We start from the raw sequence: 14,522 nt of genomic DNA on the forward strand, positions 1-14,522 counted from the left end.
AGACCGGGCAATGGAGGATGACATGGTATTCAAAAGTCAGAATCCATAAATGCCCGTCAGGGCATTAAGACTAGTACAGGGATGAAAGTGTCCTTGTTTTCAACAATCCGTCAGAATCCATAAATGCCCGTCAGGGCATTAAGACACCTTGACCGCATACTGGTTGTACGCGGTCACATGCCCAAGTCAGAATCCATAAATGCCCGTCAGGGCATTAAGACGGGGCCGGTTCTCGTGCCCCTCCAGAAAGGCCGTCTCTCTCTGTCAGAATCCATGCGATAGCCAGGAGAACTTACCCCGGGGGTGATGTTCATCCCGCGGGGGAGTTTTTTCACCCACCGGGAGGATCAAAATTCTGGACAGCCCCGTTGTGCCGGGGTATGATTAACGCATCTCACCCTGCAGAGAGAGACCAGCCCATGCCTTCTTCTCGTGAGCTTGTTTCCCGGGCGCTGAACTTCCAGCCGGTAGAGCGTATTCCCAAAGACCTGGGGGGCATGCGTTCTACTTCCATCAGCGCGTTTGCCTACCCCGGCCTGGTGCGTGCACTTGGCCTGCCGCCGCGCCCCCCGCGGGTGGAAGATACCTGGCAGATGCTCGCTCTGCCCGATCTGGACGTGCTCGATGCGCTGGGGGTAGACGTGGTGAGCATCCTCGATGGCGTGACCAATGCCCTGCCGCCCGAGGCCCAGGCTGATCTCTGGCACGATTACGATTTCGGCGGGCGTCTGCAGGCGCAGGTGCGCCACCCGGAGGCCTTCGCGGCTCTGCCGGATGGCACGCTGGTACAGAACGGCAAATTGCGCATGCCGCCGGGGGCGTTTGTCTTCGATGAGGAGCACGCCGGCCAGGCGTTGGACCTTTCGGCGGAATTGCCAAAGCTCGACCTGAAGCGCTTCAGGCAGGAGGTGGAAGCCGGCCTGTTGCGCGATGATGAGGTGCGCGCCATTCGTGCGCTCTGCGCGCGGGTGCGGGATGCTACCGACCGCGCGGTGTTCTTTAACGATGCGTCTCTGCAGGCCATGCTGGGGATCGGCGCCTTTCAGGGTGTGGCGATCTTCCCCATGCTTTGCCTCACCGAGCCCGATTACGTGCACGAACTGCATGAGATCGTCACCCGGCGGGCAGAGGTGAACATTGCCAGGCTGATGCCCGAGATTGCCCCGTATATCGACGTGGCCATGCTGGCGGCCGACGACTGGGGTACCCAGCAGGGGTTGTTTGCCTCGCCGCGCGTCTTCCGGGAGCTGTTCCTGCCCTATTACCGACGGATCAATGAGGCGATGCGCCGCCATGCCCCCGGGGTGAAGCGCTTTTTGCACTCGTGCGGGGCGATCTACGACCTCATCGATCTCATCGTGGAGGCCGGGTTTGAGGTGCTTAACCCGGTGCAGTGGACGGCGGGAGGGCATTCATTTAGAGAGTGGAAGGCAAAGACCCACGGGCGCATTGCGCTGTGGGGCGGTGGGGTTGATGCCCAGCGCACTCTGCCCCTGGGCACGGTGGAGGATGTGGCGCGTGAGGTGCGTGAGGTGGCGGCCTGTTTTGCGCGGGGGAGTGGGTATGTCTTCTGCAACATTCACAACATTCTGGCTGAGATTCCCCCCGAGAAGGTGCTTGCCCTCTATCGGGCAGTGGACGAAGTAACCCCCGTGATGGAGGAGACGACCTTCCCTGACCGAGGTGAGAAAACGTGGCTCCATTGAAGATGAAACCAAAGAACGGCAACAACGGCGCCCTGCCGGAAAGGGTGGCCATTGTATACAGCGATGCCCGGCGCGAGTACTTCCCGACCGAGGAGCAATACCTGACTGAAAAGGACGCCGACCGCGATGCCGCGCAGATCGGTCGCTATCTGGAGTCGCTGGGCATTGAGGTGTTTCTCTACCCCGGTGATGCCACCCTGCCCGAACGGTTGAGTGCAGACCGCCCGGTGGTGGTGATCAATCTGGTGGATTCATTCAAAGGAGAAGAAAACCTGGCGGCTACCATCCCGGGTGTGCTGGAGCTGTTAGAGTTCCCCTACACAGGGGCGGGCATTCTGGGGCTTTCGCTGGATACCAACAAATTCCTGGTGAAGAAGCTTCTTCAACAGCACGGCATTCCGGTGCCGCATTACCAGCTTTTCAACTCGCCGCGCGGGCACCTCGACCCTACCCTGCGCTTTCCGCTGATCTCCAAGCTGAACGCCGTCCACGGCTCGGTAGAGATCACCGCCGACGCCGTCTCTGAAACCGAAAAGCATCTGCGCGAACGCCTCCGCTACCTGATCGGCACGTACCATCAGCCGGTGCTGGTGGAAGAATTCATTGTGGGGCGTGAGATTTCGGCCATTTTGCTGGAGGGAAAGAACAAGAAGGTCTACCTGGCCGAAAGGGTGTTCACGCGTGAAGAGGGGAAGTACACTTTCGTCACCTTTGAAGACCAGTGGCTTTCGGCGCTGGGGACAGCCTTTCATTATGAACGTTTTGATGATCCCATCCTGAAGGAGTATGTGAAGCGCGCTTTCGATGTGACGAACATGCGCGATTATGGCAAGTTCGATATCCGGCTGGATCAATCGGGGCGCTACTTTTTTATCGATACCAATTGCAACCCGGCTTTTGGCGCCAAAGAGATGGATGTGGCGCTGGGGGCGATCCTTGACCTGTACGGGGTTTCTTTCTATGATGTGCTGAAGCGCCTGTTGCAGAAAACGGCGCGCCAGACTCAGGTGCAGGTGGCGGCATACGGGGGGAACGGAAAGGTTGGTGGGGTGAAATGAACGCTGACTTTGCATCGATTAAAGACCTTTTTGAACTGCTTTCGTATGTGGCCATTTTGCTGGGCATTCCAACGGGGTTATACCAGTATTACCGCTCGGTGAAGAAGGAACAGCAAGACCGCGAGTACGGCACGTATAACGCGCTGGATGAGAAGTATCTCCAGTTTTTAAAACTGTGTTTTGAGAACCCTGAGCTGGATGTGTTCGAAGTTCCCGACGCCGCGCCCCAGCCATTGAATGAAACGCAAAAGAAACAGGAATTGATTGCCCTGACGATGCTTCTTTCGATCTGTGAACGGGCGTATCTGATGTACAGCGATCAATCGACGGCGGTGAAACGGCGGCAGTGGTCAGGCTGGGATGGTTTCATCCGCGATTACTGCCGGCGGGAGAACTTCAGGCGGGCGCTGGCGCGGGCGGGTGAGGGGTTTGACCTGGGCTTTCAGGCGTACATCCGGCGGGTGCTGGCTGAAGTAGAAACGGACGCGCTTAATCCTGGCGGGTAGGCGGGGCAGGGGGCCGTTGGAAAACCGGGTATACCAAATAGAGAGAAGAATCGAGGATCATGCAGATGCATCACTCCACGGTGCTGATCGCCACTCTGGGGAGCGAGCCCCAGGTGGTGACAGCCACCTTCGACTTGTTGCGCGCGCGGGGTGAAGAACCCGGGCAGGTGCAGGTTATTCATACCCTGGCAGATTCTGAGCCGATGGCTCAGGCTGTTGAGGTGTTACGTAAAGAAGCCGCGGCGGGCCTGCCGCTGGTGCTGGTGCCGCTGAAGCGACCCGATGGCCGCCCCTTTGTCGATGTGGAGACGCAATCGGCGGCAGAGGCGGTCTTCCGGGCACTCTACCGGGCGGTGTGGCAGACCAAGCGCGCGGGTGCGCGGGTGCATCTTTCGATTGCCGGGGGGCGCAAGACGATGGCCGTGTTCGGCATGGTGACGGCGCAGCTGCTTTTCGAGGAGGGAGATCACCTGTGGCATCTGTTCTCTGAGGGTGATTTTTTGAGGAGCCGCCGTCTGCACCCTCAACCGGGAGACGAGGTGCACCTGATGGAGATCCCTGTCATTCGCTAGAGTGAGCTTTCGCCAGTGGCGCAGTCGCTGGCGCAGGTGGAAGACCCCTACCTGGCGCTGGAGGAAGTGCGGCGCCTGCAGTTGAATGAAAAGCTCAAACAGGCGCGGGTGTTTGTGCAGCAGATTCTCAGCCCGGCTGAGGCGCGGGTGGTGGCCCTGCTGGTGCGTGAGGGGTTGAGCGATGCCGAGCTGGCTTCACGGCTTTCGCTCTCAGCCCGCACGGTGGAGCAGCATTTGCGTTCAGCGTATGCCAAGGCCGCTCAGCACTGGGAGATGGAGGCGGTCAATCGCACGCAATTGATGGCGCTTCTCACCCTTTATTTTCAGACCGAAATTACGGGAAAACCCGCATGACAGGCAGGGAAAGCGGGGCTATACTGAGGACGTAATGATTGCCGGGTGGCAGGCTCTGCAAGGGGGAGGCAAAAGGGGTTTGCCCCCGGCAATCATGCTCTAGAGGACAGGAGGGTTCATGGAGGATAGGGTTATCTTTGCCGCGCTGGCAGGGTTACTGCACGATGTGGGGAAGATCGAACAACGTGCCCAGGATGCTCCCTGGAATCCACCGGAGGGATACAACCCGGAAGGCCAGCCGGTTCATGCCGGATGGACGGAGTATTTTATTCAACATTCGGTGCCTGCGGCTTATCATCGCCCGGCTTTGCAGGGCGTTTACCATCACCGACCCGAAGATTCTCCTGCTGAAGATCGGCGGCTGGGGTGGGTGGTCTCGCTGGCCGATAAATTGAGCGCCGGTGAGCGCGCCGATGATGAGCCAGCGGGGCCGGGGAACCGCCCCCCGCAACAGATGCTTTCGATCTTTGACCGCGTGGGAGCTTACCGTGACCGGCCCGGGCTTGCGCATCATTACCTGCCGCTTTCTGAATTAAGGCTGGCGAGGGAGGCGCTCTTCCCGGTCGGGCAGTCCAGCCCGGATGACACGCGCCGGTTGTACGAAGCCCTGCGGGACCGGCTCCGTGAGGAGGCGCGGAACGACCCCGGCGATGCCGAAACGTACCTTGAAAACCTGCTTGGGGCTTTCCAGCGCAATGCCTGGAGCATCCCTTCGGCCTATTATCACTCCATGCCGGATGTCTCGCTTTACGATCATGCGCGCATGACGGCGGCTCTGGCGGTGTGTGTGGACGAGCTCCCTGATCAGCAAATCATCCGGCTGGTAGAGGCCCTGCGCGCCGATTTCGCTCACGCGGCGACGCCCGAGCAGAAGACCATGCTGGATGCGCCTGTGGCGCTGCTGGTGGGGGGCGATATTTCGGGCATTCAGAGTTTCATTTACACCCTTTCTGCCCGCCGGGCCGCGCAGACCCTTCGTGGACGCTCCTTTTATCTGCAATTGTTGAATGAGGCAATTTTGCGCTATGTTCTCCGCGAACTGGGCATCCCGCTGACAAACGTGATCTACGCAGGGGGCGGGCATTTTTATCTGCTGGCTCCCCTGAGCGCTGCCAAAAAACTCCCCGACCTGCAGCGCCAGATAACCCGCACCCTCCTCAAACACCATGGAACCGGGCTGTACATGGCGCTCGGCTGGGCTGAAGTGCCCGCCAGCGGGTTCAGCATTGGCCGTTTTTCCCGGACCTGGGATCGAATGCACGCGGCGTTGAGACGGGTGAAACAGCAGAAGTACCGGGAGCTGGGAGAAGACTTGAGGGAGGTTTTCAGGGTTCAGCCGCACGGGGGGAATCAGGAGAAGCTCTGTTCGGTGTGCGGTGAAGAGAAAGAAGACTGCCAGCCGCTGGAAGACGAACCCGGAGAAGAACTCGGGCGTATTTGCGGGCTGTGCGCTTCGTTCTTCCGGGCGTTTGGCCGGCGTCTGCCCGAGGCTTCTTATGCACTGTTGACGCTGGGGGCGCCCCAACCGCGCGAAGCCGGAAGCGCCCTGGATGTGCTGGCAGAATTCGGCCTGGGGATTCAGTTTTACGATGCCAACCGGCGGCTCTTGCCCGATGGAGCGGAACTCCCCGGGGCTGAGCGCGGGGTGCTCTGGGCGCTGGATGACCCCCGTGGCTGGCCGGAGGTCTCTCTTCCGGCGGCGCGCGGGTTGCGCTACACGGTCAACCGTGTGCCGCACGAGACGTTTGATAAGCTCCAGGAGCGGAGCCACGGGATGAAGCGCCTGGGGGTATTGCGCATGGATGTGGATGACCTGGGCGCGCTGTTCAGAGCGGGCTTTGGGGAGGGTGAGAAAAGCATTGCCACGGTGGCGCGCCTTTCGACCTTGAGCTTTCAGCTCTCGGTATTTTTCGAGGGCTGGGTGAAACGCATCTGTGAGGAGGTTTCGGGGGATCGGATCTACGCGGTTTATTCCGGTGGAGATGACCTGTTCCTCATCGCGCCGTGGCACCTGGTGCCGGGGCTGGCGCGAAGGATCGCCGAAGACTTTAGCCAGTACGCCTCGGCTAACCCCGATGTGCACATCAGCGGCGGAATGGCCTTCATTCACGGGAAGTATCCCGTGTATCAGGCGGCAGAAGATGCGCACGATGCCCTGGAGCAGGCCAAACAGCGCCCGGGGAAGCGATCGTTTGCCTTCCTGGGAGAGGCCTGGGGCTGGGATGAGTTTGCCGCGCTGGAACAACGGTTCACAACCCTGGTACAGGTTATCCAGGAACAGGGTGGGCCGCACAGCCTGTTGCAGGTGCTCCAGCGCCTGGCGGATCTGTACCGGAGCCGGCGGGGTGGGGGGAACCGTCCGTTGTGGGGGCCGTGGATGTGGTTGGGAGATTACCAGTTAAAACGGATGATCGAACAGGCGAAAAATAAGCCCGATTTGCGGGCATCCTTGCAGGAAATTTACGCTGAATTGAGCCCGCTTTACCACAGCCTGCCCCTCTGGGGGAAGGCCGCCCGCTGGGCACAGTTATATCTGCGAAATGATAAGGAGGAATCCCGATGACCATGATTCATACCATAATGACCGCCGATGAGAGCGGGAAAGAGCTGGTGCAACATGCCGAACGCCTGGCCGCTGCCCTGGTGAATGAAAACGTTACCAGAACCAAGATTCGCGGCATTTTCACCGAGGTGCGCCAGATTGAGGCCATGTGGCGCACTGAGGGGCGGCAGGCCGATGCTTTGCGCCGCCTGATGATGCTCAAGCCCAAACTGGCTTACCAGACGGCCCGCACCCCTGCGCTTGCTCAGCTTAAAGATGCGCTGAGCGAGGCCATTGATGAGGTGGAGAAATGCCCGGCTGAGCGGCGCGACGCTGCTTTCGACCGTTTTGTAGACCTGTTCGAGGCCATCCTGGCGTATCACCGCGCCAGGGGCGGCCGTGATTGACCTGTAGAGGAGTCTGACGACCATGGCTGACATTCAACTTTTTGGACGGATTTTGATTTCCTGCGAAGTTCATGCCCTCACCGGCCTGCACATCGGGGGTTCATCCACCGGGATGGAGATCGGCGGGGTAGATAACACCATCATTCGCGACCCGCTGACTAACGCGCCGTACATCCCGGGCTCCAGCCTGCGCGGGAAGATGCGTTCTCAATTAGAGAAGGTGCTTGGCCTTCCTCAGAACAACCGCATCGGCCAGGTGACCATTCATACCTGCAAAAAGCCCGAGGAATACCATCGGAATGGCGGCTGTCCCGTGTGTCATATTTTCGGGGTTCCGGGCGAGGTTGGAGCAACAGGCCCGACCCTGCTGCTGGTGCGCGATACCCCTCTCTCAGAAGGAAGTAAAAAGGTGCTGGCCCAGGCTCATACCGATCTGGCTTATACGGAGATCAAAACCGAAGTGGCGATTGACCGGGTGACGAGTGCGGCTAACCCACGCATCCTGGAGCGGGTGCCGGCAGGGGCTGTGTTTGCTCCGGCGGAGCTGGTCTTCTCCATTTACCAGGAGGCAGACTTCGAACGGTTCAAATATGTGGTGGACGGTCTGCAACTGCTGGAGGATGATTACCTGGGCGGGTACGGTTCGCGCGGCTCGGGGAAGGTCGCCTTCAGGCAGATTTCGGTGGCGGCGCGCTCGGCGCAGGACTACAGCCAGCATCATGCCTGGCAAACCTTCTCCTCTTTGAAGGAGCTGGAAGCCGCGTATGCCGATTTGCTCCGCTGGGCGAGGGGTGTCATTCAGGTAGGGTAAAAAAAACATGCGTCTGGAGATCTGGTCGATCCACGGTTCGGGGTTTCACTTTGGGCGACACGGCCTGGGGCAGGAAGAGACCGATATTCGCCTGCCTTCGGATTCGCTCTTCGCCGCGCTGACTTCCTGCATGGTGCGGCTGGAAGGCCCCACGGCGGTATCCCGGTGGGGAGAGGCATTCCTGCAAGACCCACCCGTTGCAGTGTTCTCTTCGGCTTTCCCGCGGGCGGGGGGAGTTCTTCTCTTCCCGACGCCTCTGCGCATCCCTGCCACCAGGCAGAAGGATGAGGTCATTCCCCTCAAAACATTAAAGCGGGTGCGGTTTGTATCGCCGGGGCTGTTCCGGCGGTTGCTTGGGGGGGAATCGCTGGCCGATCTGTACCCTTCGGCGCTTGCCCTGCAGGACGGGCAGGTGTTGCTTTCGGCTGAGGAGCGAGGACAGTTGCCAGAAGCCGTGCTCAAAGATGACCGGGGGCGCCTCTGGAGTGTGGAACAGCGCCCGCGGGTGACGGTGGGGCGAGAGTGGCATAACTCCAATCTCTTTTTCACCGGGAGGTGTGTCTTCATGCCAGAGTGCGGGCTGTGGTTTGGGGTGCGCTGGTTGAGGGAAGACCCTTCCATGCGCGCTCTATTGCCGCGTCTGATGCAGGAGTTGGGCGACTCGGGCCTGGGGGGAGACCGCACGAGTGGTATGGGCCGGGCGCGCATGGAAGCGATGGGCACCTGTGATCTGCCCGACCCCGTCCCTGGCGCTCCCTGGATGACGTTGAGCCGCTATTTACCCGCGGAGGGTGAAATGACGGCCCTGCGGGATGAGCGGGCGGCCTACAGCATTGAAAGTGTGGGGGGCTGGGCGGAATCGCCCGGGAAGAAAGCAGAACGCCGCCGCACTGTGCGCATGTTGAGCGAAGGTTCGGTGCTGGGCCCGCTGGAGGCTCCCGCCCCGGGAGTGGTGGCCGATGTGCAACCCGATTACAACGGTACACGCCCGCTGGGGCACGCCGTCTGGCGGTGGGGGCGGGCGCTGGCGGTGGGGTTTACTGCCGGTGTACTGGATGGAAGGTGACCATGGCTGTGTATACGCTTAAAGTGACCACCCTGACCCCTCTGCATATCGGGGATGGGAACGAATTACGCCAGGGGTTCGATTTTGTGGTGCACAACCAGAAAACGTACCGCCTGGATGTGGATGCGCTTCTGGCGGCACGGGGAGAGCGCCTGCGCCCGGACCGTATGGGGAATTACCCCCTGCCCTCCACCCTTCTTGAGGAGGCCGATTACACCAGAAGAGACTTCTTCCGTTACGTGCTGCCAGGGTCTCCGCGCTCAAATAAAGCCGACGCCCGCCTGCGCTCGTGCATTAAAGATGTGTACGACCGGCCGTATATTCCTGGCTCGTCGCTCAAGGGGGCGCTGCGCACGGCGCTGGCGTGGTGCGGCTGGAGTGAGGTTGGCCTGCGCCTGGAGCGCAGTATCATTGGGCAATCGCGGAAAGGGGCTGGCCAGGAGCTGGAACGCAGGTTGTTCGGGCGCGACCCCAACCACGACCTTTTGCGCGCCCTTCAGGTATCCGATTGTTTTGGCCCTACTGCCCCGGGTGGCAACCTGGCGGTGGTTAACGCCCAGGTGCTCACCCTGCGGGCGGCCGGATCGCCGGTGGAACTGGAAGCTGTGAGAGGAGATGTGGTTTTTCAGGGTTCCCTGCACATCGATGAGACGTTGTTCTCGCGTATGGCTGAACCCCAGCTGGGGTTTGCCAACCACCGGCACTGGCTGGAGGAGTTGCTCCCGCGGGTTCAAAAGCACAGCCGCGCGCGCCTGCAGAGGCTGGCCGTGTGGTTTGAGCAATCGGCTGACGGAGCGCAGGTGGGGCAGTTTTACCGCAGGCTGCTGGGGGTGAACCTGCCCTCTACCCAGGCGTTTATGCAGTTAGGCTGGGGCACCGGCTGGGATGGCATGACGCTGGGAAGCCATTTGCAGAAAGACGCCAACCTCTTTGAGCAGATTGTGTGGGACTTCAAGCTGCATAAAGCAAATCGGAACGCCCCGCCTCGCAAGCCGGGTGACCCCTTCCCGCGTTCCAAACGGGCGGTGATGAGGGTGGTAGAAGGGCGGGCGGCCGCGGTTGCCCCGCTGGGCTGGGTGCTCCTTGAGCTTACTCCCGCCTGAGTGGTGCTGTGGATGCATTTGCGAGGAGAAAGATACGATGAAACTGCTGACGTTCCTGGGTACGGGAAATTATCGTGAGACGGTTTACCGCTGGGGCGAGCGGGAGTGGAAGACATCTTTTGCGCCGGTGGCCAGCTGCCATTTCCTCCAGCCCGAAAGTCTGATCGTATTTCTCACCGAGGAGGCCCAGGGGGAACCTTTTGAGAAGCTCAAGAGTGAGCTTTCTTTGCCCATCCGGGTTGAGCCGGTGCCGGTGCCGCTGGGAGCCTCGGAGGCCGAGCTGTGGCAGATCTTTGCCCAGGTGAGCCAGGTGGCCGGGGCTTCATCGGAGGTGGCGTTTGATATTACCCACGGACTGCGTTCCTTCCCGCTCATCGGTCTGCTGACGGCGGTTTTCCTCAAGAGCGGCTTTCAGGTAAACCTGCGCGCCGTGCTTTACGGGGCATTCGACGTGGGGAATGTTCAGGGGCTATCCTACACCCCCATGTTTGATCTCACCCCCCTGCTTTCATTGCTCGAATGGTCGGTAGCGGCTGATCGCTTCAACCGTACGGGTGATGCGCGTTACCTGGCCTCACTGGCCAAAAATGCCAGAAAAGAGCTGGCCATGCAGGCCGGGGGTGACCATGCTCTGCTGGATGATGCCAGCGCCCTGAGTAACCTGGCGGGGGCCCTCACCGAAATTTCACAGGCGCTGCACCTCATCCGCCCTTATCAGGCCATGCAGCGGGTGGCCGAACTGCCTGCCAGGGTAGAAAAAGCCCGTCAGGCGCTGCAGCGCCTGGCGGCGGTGCAGCCTTTTAGCGCCCTGCTTCAGTCGGTGCAGACGGCCTATGCTCCCCTGGCCTGTGCAAACCCGTACGACCCGGCCGGGGCGTGGGAAACACTGCGGGTGGAGCGGGAGATGATCGGCTGGTACATTGAACGTGAACTGTGGGTGCAGGCGGTGTCGCTGATGCGCGAATGGCTCATCAGCTGGGTGATGCTCTGGGTGGGCCGGCCAGAAGTGACCCGCCTGGAGGTGCGTGAGGAGGTTGGGCAAATGCTGGGTTCTGAGGTTGAGGCCTTTAACAAAGCGCGGCAAAGCGGGCAGGCTTATCGGTCGGTGTTTCAGGCGAAGGTGCCGCAGGTGGAGGCCGTGCTGGGGTTCTGGCCCAACCTCGCCCAGGTGCGCAATGATATTGACCATGCCGCAAAACGGGAAGATCCTTTCTCTGCGAAAGGATTGACCGAGCAGATTGCTAACCTGTACGAGAAAATCCGTGGATTGCCGTTATTTCCCTTATCTGATGATGGAGTTGTCTCATGATCCTTGTATCCCTGGTGGGGGAACAGCCCATCCCGAACATCCTGCCGCTCTGGCAATTTCCTGAGTTCACGCGCACGCAGTTTGCCGCCACCCGGGCTACCCTGGGGCATGCCGAGCAAATGCGCCAGGCTATCGCCGCAGATGCATCGTTGAAGCATGTAGAGGTTCTGCCCCCGCTCACCATCGAACCCTACGACCTGCAGAAGACGCGCCTGGTGCTGTCGCAGGCGATGAGCCGCCACCTGGAACAGGGAGACACGGTGTGCCTTAACCTTACGGCTGGCACCAAGCTGATGAGCCTGGCTGCCCTTCAGGCGGCTTACGGTACGGGGATCACGCTTCTTTATGTGGCCACCGAGACCAACCAGATGATCTTCCTGCGTTCTGACGGTGTTGAGTTCAAACGCCAGCCGATTGAGGTTTCGATCTCGGTGGAGCAGTATCTGCGCGCCTATGGCTTTGAGGTATCGCAGGATCGCGGTTTCCGCCCGCCGCGTGAGGGCGACGCGCTGGAAGAAGAGGTGGAGCGCCGCCTGAAAGAAAGCGGGTTCTTCGATGATGTTCAGCGCAATGTGCTCATCCGCCGGGTAAAGGAGCACGGCGAGGTGAAAAATGAGCTGGATGTAGCCGCCACCCGCAACGGGCACCTGGCCGTGTGTTCGTGCAAGGCCGTCAACAGCCTGAACCGTGAGAGCCTGTACGAGCTTTCTTCGGTGGTGCGCCGCGAGTACGCCGGCATTTACTGCGGGAAGGTGCTGGCCACCACAGCTGAGGTGACCGATGGCCTGCGCGAACGCGCCCGGCTGTGGGGCATTGAGCTGGTAGACGCACCCCAGCTGTGGAATATCGCTTATTACATGGAAAGGGCCACCCGTTAGGATGATTCTGCTTAACTTTTCTCACCCGCTCACACAGACCCAGCTCGAAGAGATCGAGCGGCTCACCGGTCAGGCCGTCACCGAACAGGTAGACCTGCCCGTGCAGTTTGAGCATGGCACACCCTTTCTCCCTCAGCTTCAGGCGCTGATGGAGAAGCTTACGGTAGCCCCGGCCCGCCTGCAGACCGAGCCGGTGCTGGTGAATCTGCCTTCGTTGAATTTTATTGCGGCGCTGGTGCTGGCGGAACTCCACGGGCGCATGGGGTACTTTCCGCCGGTGTTGCGGCTGCGCCCCGTGCAGGGTAGCCTGCCGTTGCGTTACGAGGTTGCCGAAGTGCTCAATTTGCAGGAAGTGCGCGAAGCGGCACGCCGCAAGCGCTATTGAGCCTCTGGCGAACCTCTGGAACCTTAACAATTGAATCGAAACAGGAAAGATGCCGTATGCCGCCTTATTACGTCATCACCCAGAACGCCCGGTTAAGGGTTGCCAACCGCCGCCTTCAGGTAGAACTGGAGCTGGAAGGTGTCACTCAGGTGCTGGATTCTGTCCCCCTGGGGCAGGTCTCGGAGGTGGTGCTCTTTGGCAACGTGGGGCTGACCACCCCCGCGATTGATGCCCTTCTGGGGCAGGAGAGTTCGGTGGTGTTTCTTACCCGGCGGGGTGAGTACCGGGGAAGGCTTTCGGGGCCGCTCACGCCGCACATGCCCCTGCGCCGGGCGCAATACCAGCGGCTTGATTCTCCCATTTTCGCTCTGCAGATGGCGCGCGGGCTGGTGAGCGCCAAACTGAGTCACCAGCGTGCGCTGTTAATGCGCCACAATCGCGAGTGTAACGATCCGCTCATTGCCGAGGCCATTGCCCGTCTGGCTGGTGCCCTGCAGAAAGTGCCCGCAAAAACTCAGCTTTCTTCGTTGCGTGGTCTGGAAGGCGCGGCCACTGCGGCTTATTTCAGCGGCTATCGGCGTTTCTTCGGGCCGGAGTGGAACTTTACGGACCGCAACCGCCGTCCCCCGGCTGACCCCGTCAATGTGCTGCTTTCCCTGGGGTATACCCTGCTGGGGCAGGTCGCCACAGCCGCGGTTGAGACGGTTGGCCTCGACCCGTACGGTGGGTTTTTCCACGAGACGGTCTACAACCGCCCCTCGCTGGCTCTGGATTTGCTGGAAGAGTTCCGGCCGGTGATCGATGGCCTGGTGCTGTGGTGCTGCCGCAGCGGGCAGCTGGGCGTGGCCGATTTTTCTCCGGGCCCGCCAGAGCGCCCGGTTGTGTTAGGTGACGAGGGTTTACGCCGGTTTATTCAGGCTTTTGAACAGCGCATGGATGGACGCTTCACGCACCCGATCCGCGGCGAGAAGCTTAACCTGCGCCAGTGTCTGATCGAACAGGCGCGCCAGGCGGCCTCGCGCATCTTCGAAGACCGCCCCGGCTGGACGGGAATGGGGTTTCATTGAGATGGAAGAACGGGCTTTTTACCTGCTGGCTTATGATATCGCAGATGACCGCCGCCGTCAGCGCATTGCGCGGCTGATGGAGTCGATGGGGGTGCGGGTGCAGGGGAGCGTTTTTGAAGCCTATATGAACGCCTCTGAACTGGAGCGGACCCTGCGCCGGGCGCAGAAGTATTTTCGGAAGGAGGAAGACAGCCTGCGGATTTACCCCCTGTGCGCTGCCTGCCGCAGTAAGGTGCGCACTCTGGGGCGGGGTGAATTGACCCCGCCGCCGGGGGTGAAGATCGTCTGAGCGGGTCTTCTGCGCACCCCCCCACCAAAAATGCTTAAAAAAGAGGTTTTTTAAAGGGGGGGTGCGCGGAAAATGAGAAGGTGGGAGGTTTGTTTTGTGAAAGCCGTGGAAGGAGGGCGAAGGTGGAGAGATCTGCCCGGTTTTTGGGGTGGTTCCGGGCTTTACAATTCTCTGCCGGGGGTATATACTTGTCTCTGTGGATGGGGTGTTTGTACAGTCAGAATCCATAAATGCCCGTCAGGGCATTAAGACCCAGATGAGCTTTTGAACTGACGAGACATCGCAGGCCAGGTGTCAGAATCCATAAATGCCCGTCAGGGCATTAAGACTTAATTTTATTCTTTTTTCAAAAGCGTCACTTATAACGTCAGAATCCATAAATGCCCGTCAGGGCATTAAGACCCAGGCCTGTTTACTAGAACGGTCCCGGAGACAAACGGTCAGAATCCATAAATGCCCGTCAGGGCAT

The 14,522-nt window shown here is 60.3% G+C and carries 15 protein-coding genes and 2 CRISPR repeat arrays (2 of these 17 cut by a window edge); all 15 genes read left to right on the forward strand.

The window, feature by feature from the left end; genetic code table 11:
• A CRISPR array of direct repeats spans positions 1–221; the repeat unit is 36 nt; unit sequence GTCAGAATCCATAAATGCCCGTCAGGGCATTAAGAC (it extends 711 nt beyond the left edge of the window).
• 198 nt (positions 222–419) lie between these two features.
• Positions 420–1,706: a uroporphyrinogen decarboxylase family protein gene (locus ATHL_RS00975; protein WP_162787531.1), complete on the forward strand. Its 1,287-nt coding sequence runs from the start codon at positions 420–422 to the stop codon at positions 1,704–1,706.
• Complete coding sequence (locus tag ATHL_RS00980) at positions 1,694–2,764, forward strand: D-alanine--D-alanine ligase family protein (RefSeq protein WP_162787532.1); 1,071 nt, start codon at positions 1,694–1,696, stop codon at positions 2,762–2,764. Before ATHL_RS00975 ends, ATHL_RS00980 begins: the two co-directional genes overlap by 13 nt.
• Positions 2,761–3,270 carry a hypothetical protein gene (locus ATHL_RS00985; protein ID WP_062188859.1) on the forward strand — a complete coding sequence of 170 codons (510 nt, stop codon included), beginning with the start codon at positions 2,761–2,763 and terminating at the stop codon, positions 3,268–3,270. The genes ATHL_RS00980 and ATHL_RS00985 overlap by 4 nt, the downstream gene beginning before the upstream one ends.
• A 65-nt stretch (positions 3,271–3,335) precedes the next feature.
• On the forward strand, positions 3,336–3,842 hold the full coding sequence (locus ATHL_RS00990; protein WP_162787533.1) for a CRISPR-associated ring nuclease: 507 nt from the start codon (positions 3,336–3,338) through the stop codon (positions 3,840–3,842).
• Between the two features lie 15 nt (positions 3,843–3,857).
• On the forward strand, positions 3,858–4,196 hold the full coding sequence (locus ATHL_RS00995; RefSeq protein WP_062188861.1) for a response regulator transcription factor: 339 nt from the start codon (positions 3,858–3,860) through the stop codon (positions 4,194–4,196).
• A gap of 118 nt (positions 4,197–4,314) precedes the next feature.
• Positions 4,315–6,759 (forward strand): type III-A CRISPR-associated protein Cas10/Csm1, encoded by a 2,445-nt coding sequence (cas10, locus tag ATHL_RS01000; protein WP_062188862.1) that lies wholly within the window; start codon positions 4,315–4,317, stop codon positions 6,757–6,759.
• Entirely contained in the window at positions 6,756–7,145 is a 390-nt protein-coding gene (gene csm2, locus ATHL_RS01005) for a type III-A CRISPR-associated protein Csm2 (protein ID WP_062188863.1), read from the forward strand. Before cas10 ends, csm2 begins: the two co-directional genes overlap by 4 nt.
• 22 nt (positions 7,146–7,167) lie before the next feature.
• Positions 7,168–7,956: a type III-A CRISPR-associated RAMP protein Csm3 gene (gene csm3 / locus ATHL_RS01010; RefSeq protein WP_062188864.1), complete on the forward strand. Its 789-nt coding sequence runs from the start codon at positions 7,168–7,170 to the stop codon at positions 7,954–7,956.
• Positions 7,957–7,963: 7 nt separating this feature from the next.
• On the forward strand, positions 7,964–9,022 hold the full coding sequence (gene csm4, locus ATHL_RS01015) for a type III-A CRISPR-associated RAMP protein Csm4 (RefSeq protein ID WP_062188865.1): 1,059 nt from the start codon (positions 7,964–7,966) through the stop codon (positions 9,020–9,022).
• 2 nt (positions 9,023–9,024) lie between these two features.
• Positions 9,025–10,125 (forward strand): type III-A CRISPR-associated RAMP protein Csm5, encoded by a 1,101-nt coding sequence (csm5, locus tag ATHL_RS01020; protein WP_062188866.1) that lies wholly within the window; start codon positions 9,025–9,027, stop codon positions 10,123–10,125.
• A gap of 37 nt (positions 10,126–10,162) precedes the next feature.
• A complete protein-coding gene (csx2, locus tag ATHL_RS01025; protein ID WP_062188868.1) occupies positions 10,163–11,434 on the forward strand; it encodes a TIGR02221 family CRISPR-associated protein in 1,272 nt (423 codons plus the stop codon).
• Positions 11,431–12,312: a Card1-like endonuclease domain-containing protein gene (locus ATHL_RS01030; protein WP_062188870.1), complete on the forward strand. Its 882-nt coding sequence runs from the start codon at positions 11,431–11,433 to the stop codon at positions 12,310–12,312. The genes csx2 and ATHL_RS01030 overlap by 4 nt, the downstream gene beginning before the upstream one ends.
• Before the next feature lies 1 nt (position 12,313).
• Positions 12,314–12,697: a CRISPR-associated protein Csx15 gene (gene csx15 / locus ATHL_RS01035; protein ID WP_062188871.1), complete on the forward strand. Its 384-nt coding sequence runs from the start codon at positions 12,314–12,316 to the stop codon at positions 12,695–12,697.
• A gap of 56 nt (positions 12,698–12,753) precedes the next feature.
• Positions 12,754–13,764, forward strand: a complete 1,011-nt coding sequence (gene cas1, locus ATHL_RS01040; protein ID WP_062188872.1) for a CRISPR-associated endonuclease Cas1 — start codon at positions 12,754–12,756, stop codon at positions 13,762–13,764.
• Between the two features lies 1 nt (position 13,765).
• Positions 13,766–14,053 (forward strand): CRISPR-associated endonuclease Cas2, encoded by a 288-nt coding sequence (gene cas2, locus ATHL_RS01045; protein WP_062188874.1) that lies wholly within the window; start codon positions 13,766–13,768, stop codon positions 14,051–14,053.
• 216 nt (positions 14,054–14,269) lie between these two features.
• Positions 14,270–14,522: direct repeats of the CRISPR family, unit length 36 nt; unit sequence GTCAGAATCCATAAATGCCCGTCAGGGCATTAAGAC; it runs 825 nt beyond the window's last position.

The sequence above is a fragment of the Anaerolinea thermolimosa genome (assembly GCF_001050195.2).
Taxonomy (GTDB): Bacteria; Chloroflexota; Anaerolineae; order Anaerolineales; family Anaerolineaceae; genus Anaerolinea; species Anaerolinea thermolimosa.

Excerpts from the sequence above, each read along its gene's own strand:
- csm2 (WP_062188863.1), top strand. The coding sequence starts at position 6,756 with ATGACCATGATTCATACCATAATGACCGCCGATGAGAGCGGGAAAGAG.
- csm4 (WP_062188865.1), top strand. The coding sequence starts at position 7,964 with ATGCGTCTGGAGATCTGGTCGATCCACGGTTCGGGGTTTCACTTTGGG.
- csx2 (WP_062188868.1), top strand. The coding sequence starts at position 10,163 with ATGAAACTGCTGACGTTCCTGGGTACGGGAAATTATCGTGAGACGGTT.
- cas2 (WP_062188874.1), top strand. The coding sequence starts at position 13,766 with ATGGAAGAACGGGCTTTTTACCTGCTGGCTTATGATATCGCAGATGAC.
- ATHL_RS00975 (WP_162787531.1), top strand. The coding sequence starts at position 420 with ATGCCTTCTTCTCGTGAGCTTGTTTCCCGGGCGCTGAACTTCCAGCCG.
- ATHL_RS01030 (WP_062188870.1), top strand. The coding sequence starts at position 11,431 with ATGATCCTTGTATCCCTGGTGGGGGAACAGCCCATCCCGAACATCCTG.
- ATHL_RS00990 (WP_162787533.1), top strand. The coding sequence starts at position 3,336 with ATGCATCACTCCACGGTGCTGATCGCCACTCTGGGGAGCGAGCCCCAG.
- cas1 (WP_062188872.1), top strand. The coding sequence starts at position 12,754 with ATGCCGCCTTATTACGTCATCACCCAGAACGCCCGGTTAAGGGTTGCC.
- csx15 (WP_062188871.1), top strand. The coding sequence starts at position 12,314 with ATGATTCTGCTTAACTTTTCTCACCCGCTCACACAGACCCAGCTCGAA.
- csm3 (WP_062188864.1), top strand. The coding sequence starts at position 7,168 with ATGGCTGACATTCAACTTTTTGGACGGATTTTGATTTCCTGCGAAGTT.
- cas10 (WP_062188862.1), top strand. The coding sequence starts at position 4,315 with ATGGAGGATAGGGTTATCTTTGCCGCGCTGGCAGGGTTACTGCACGAT.
- ATHL_RS00985 (WP_062188859.1), top strand. The coding sequence starts at position 2,761 with ATGAACGCTGACTTTGCATCGATTAAAGACCTTTTTGAACTGCTTTCG.
- csm5 (WP_062188866.1), top strand. The coding sequence starts at position 9,025 with ATGGCTGTGTATACGCTTAAAGTGACCACCCTGACCCCTCTGCATATC.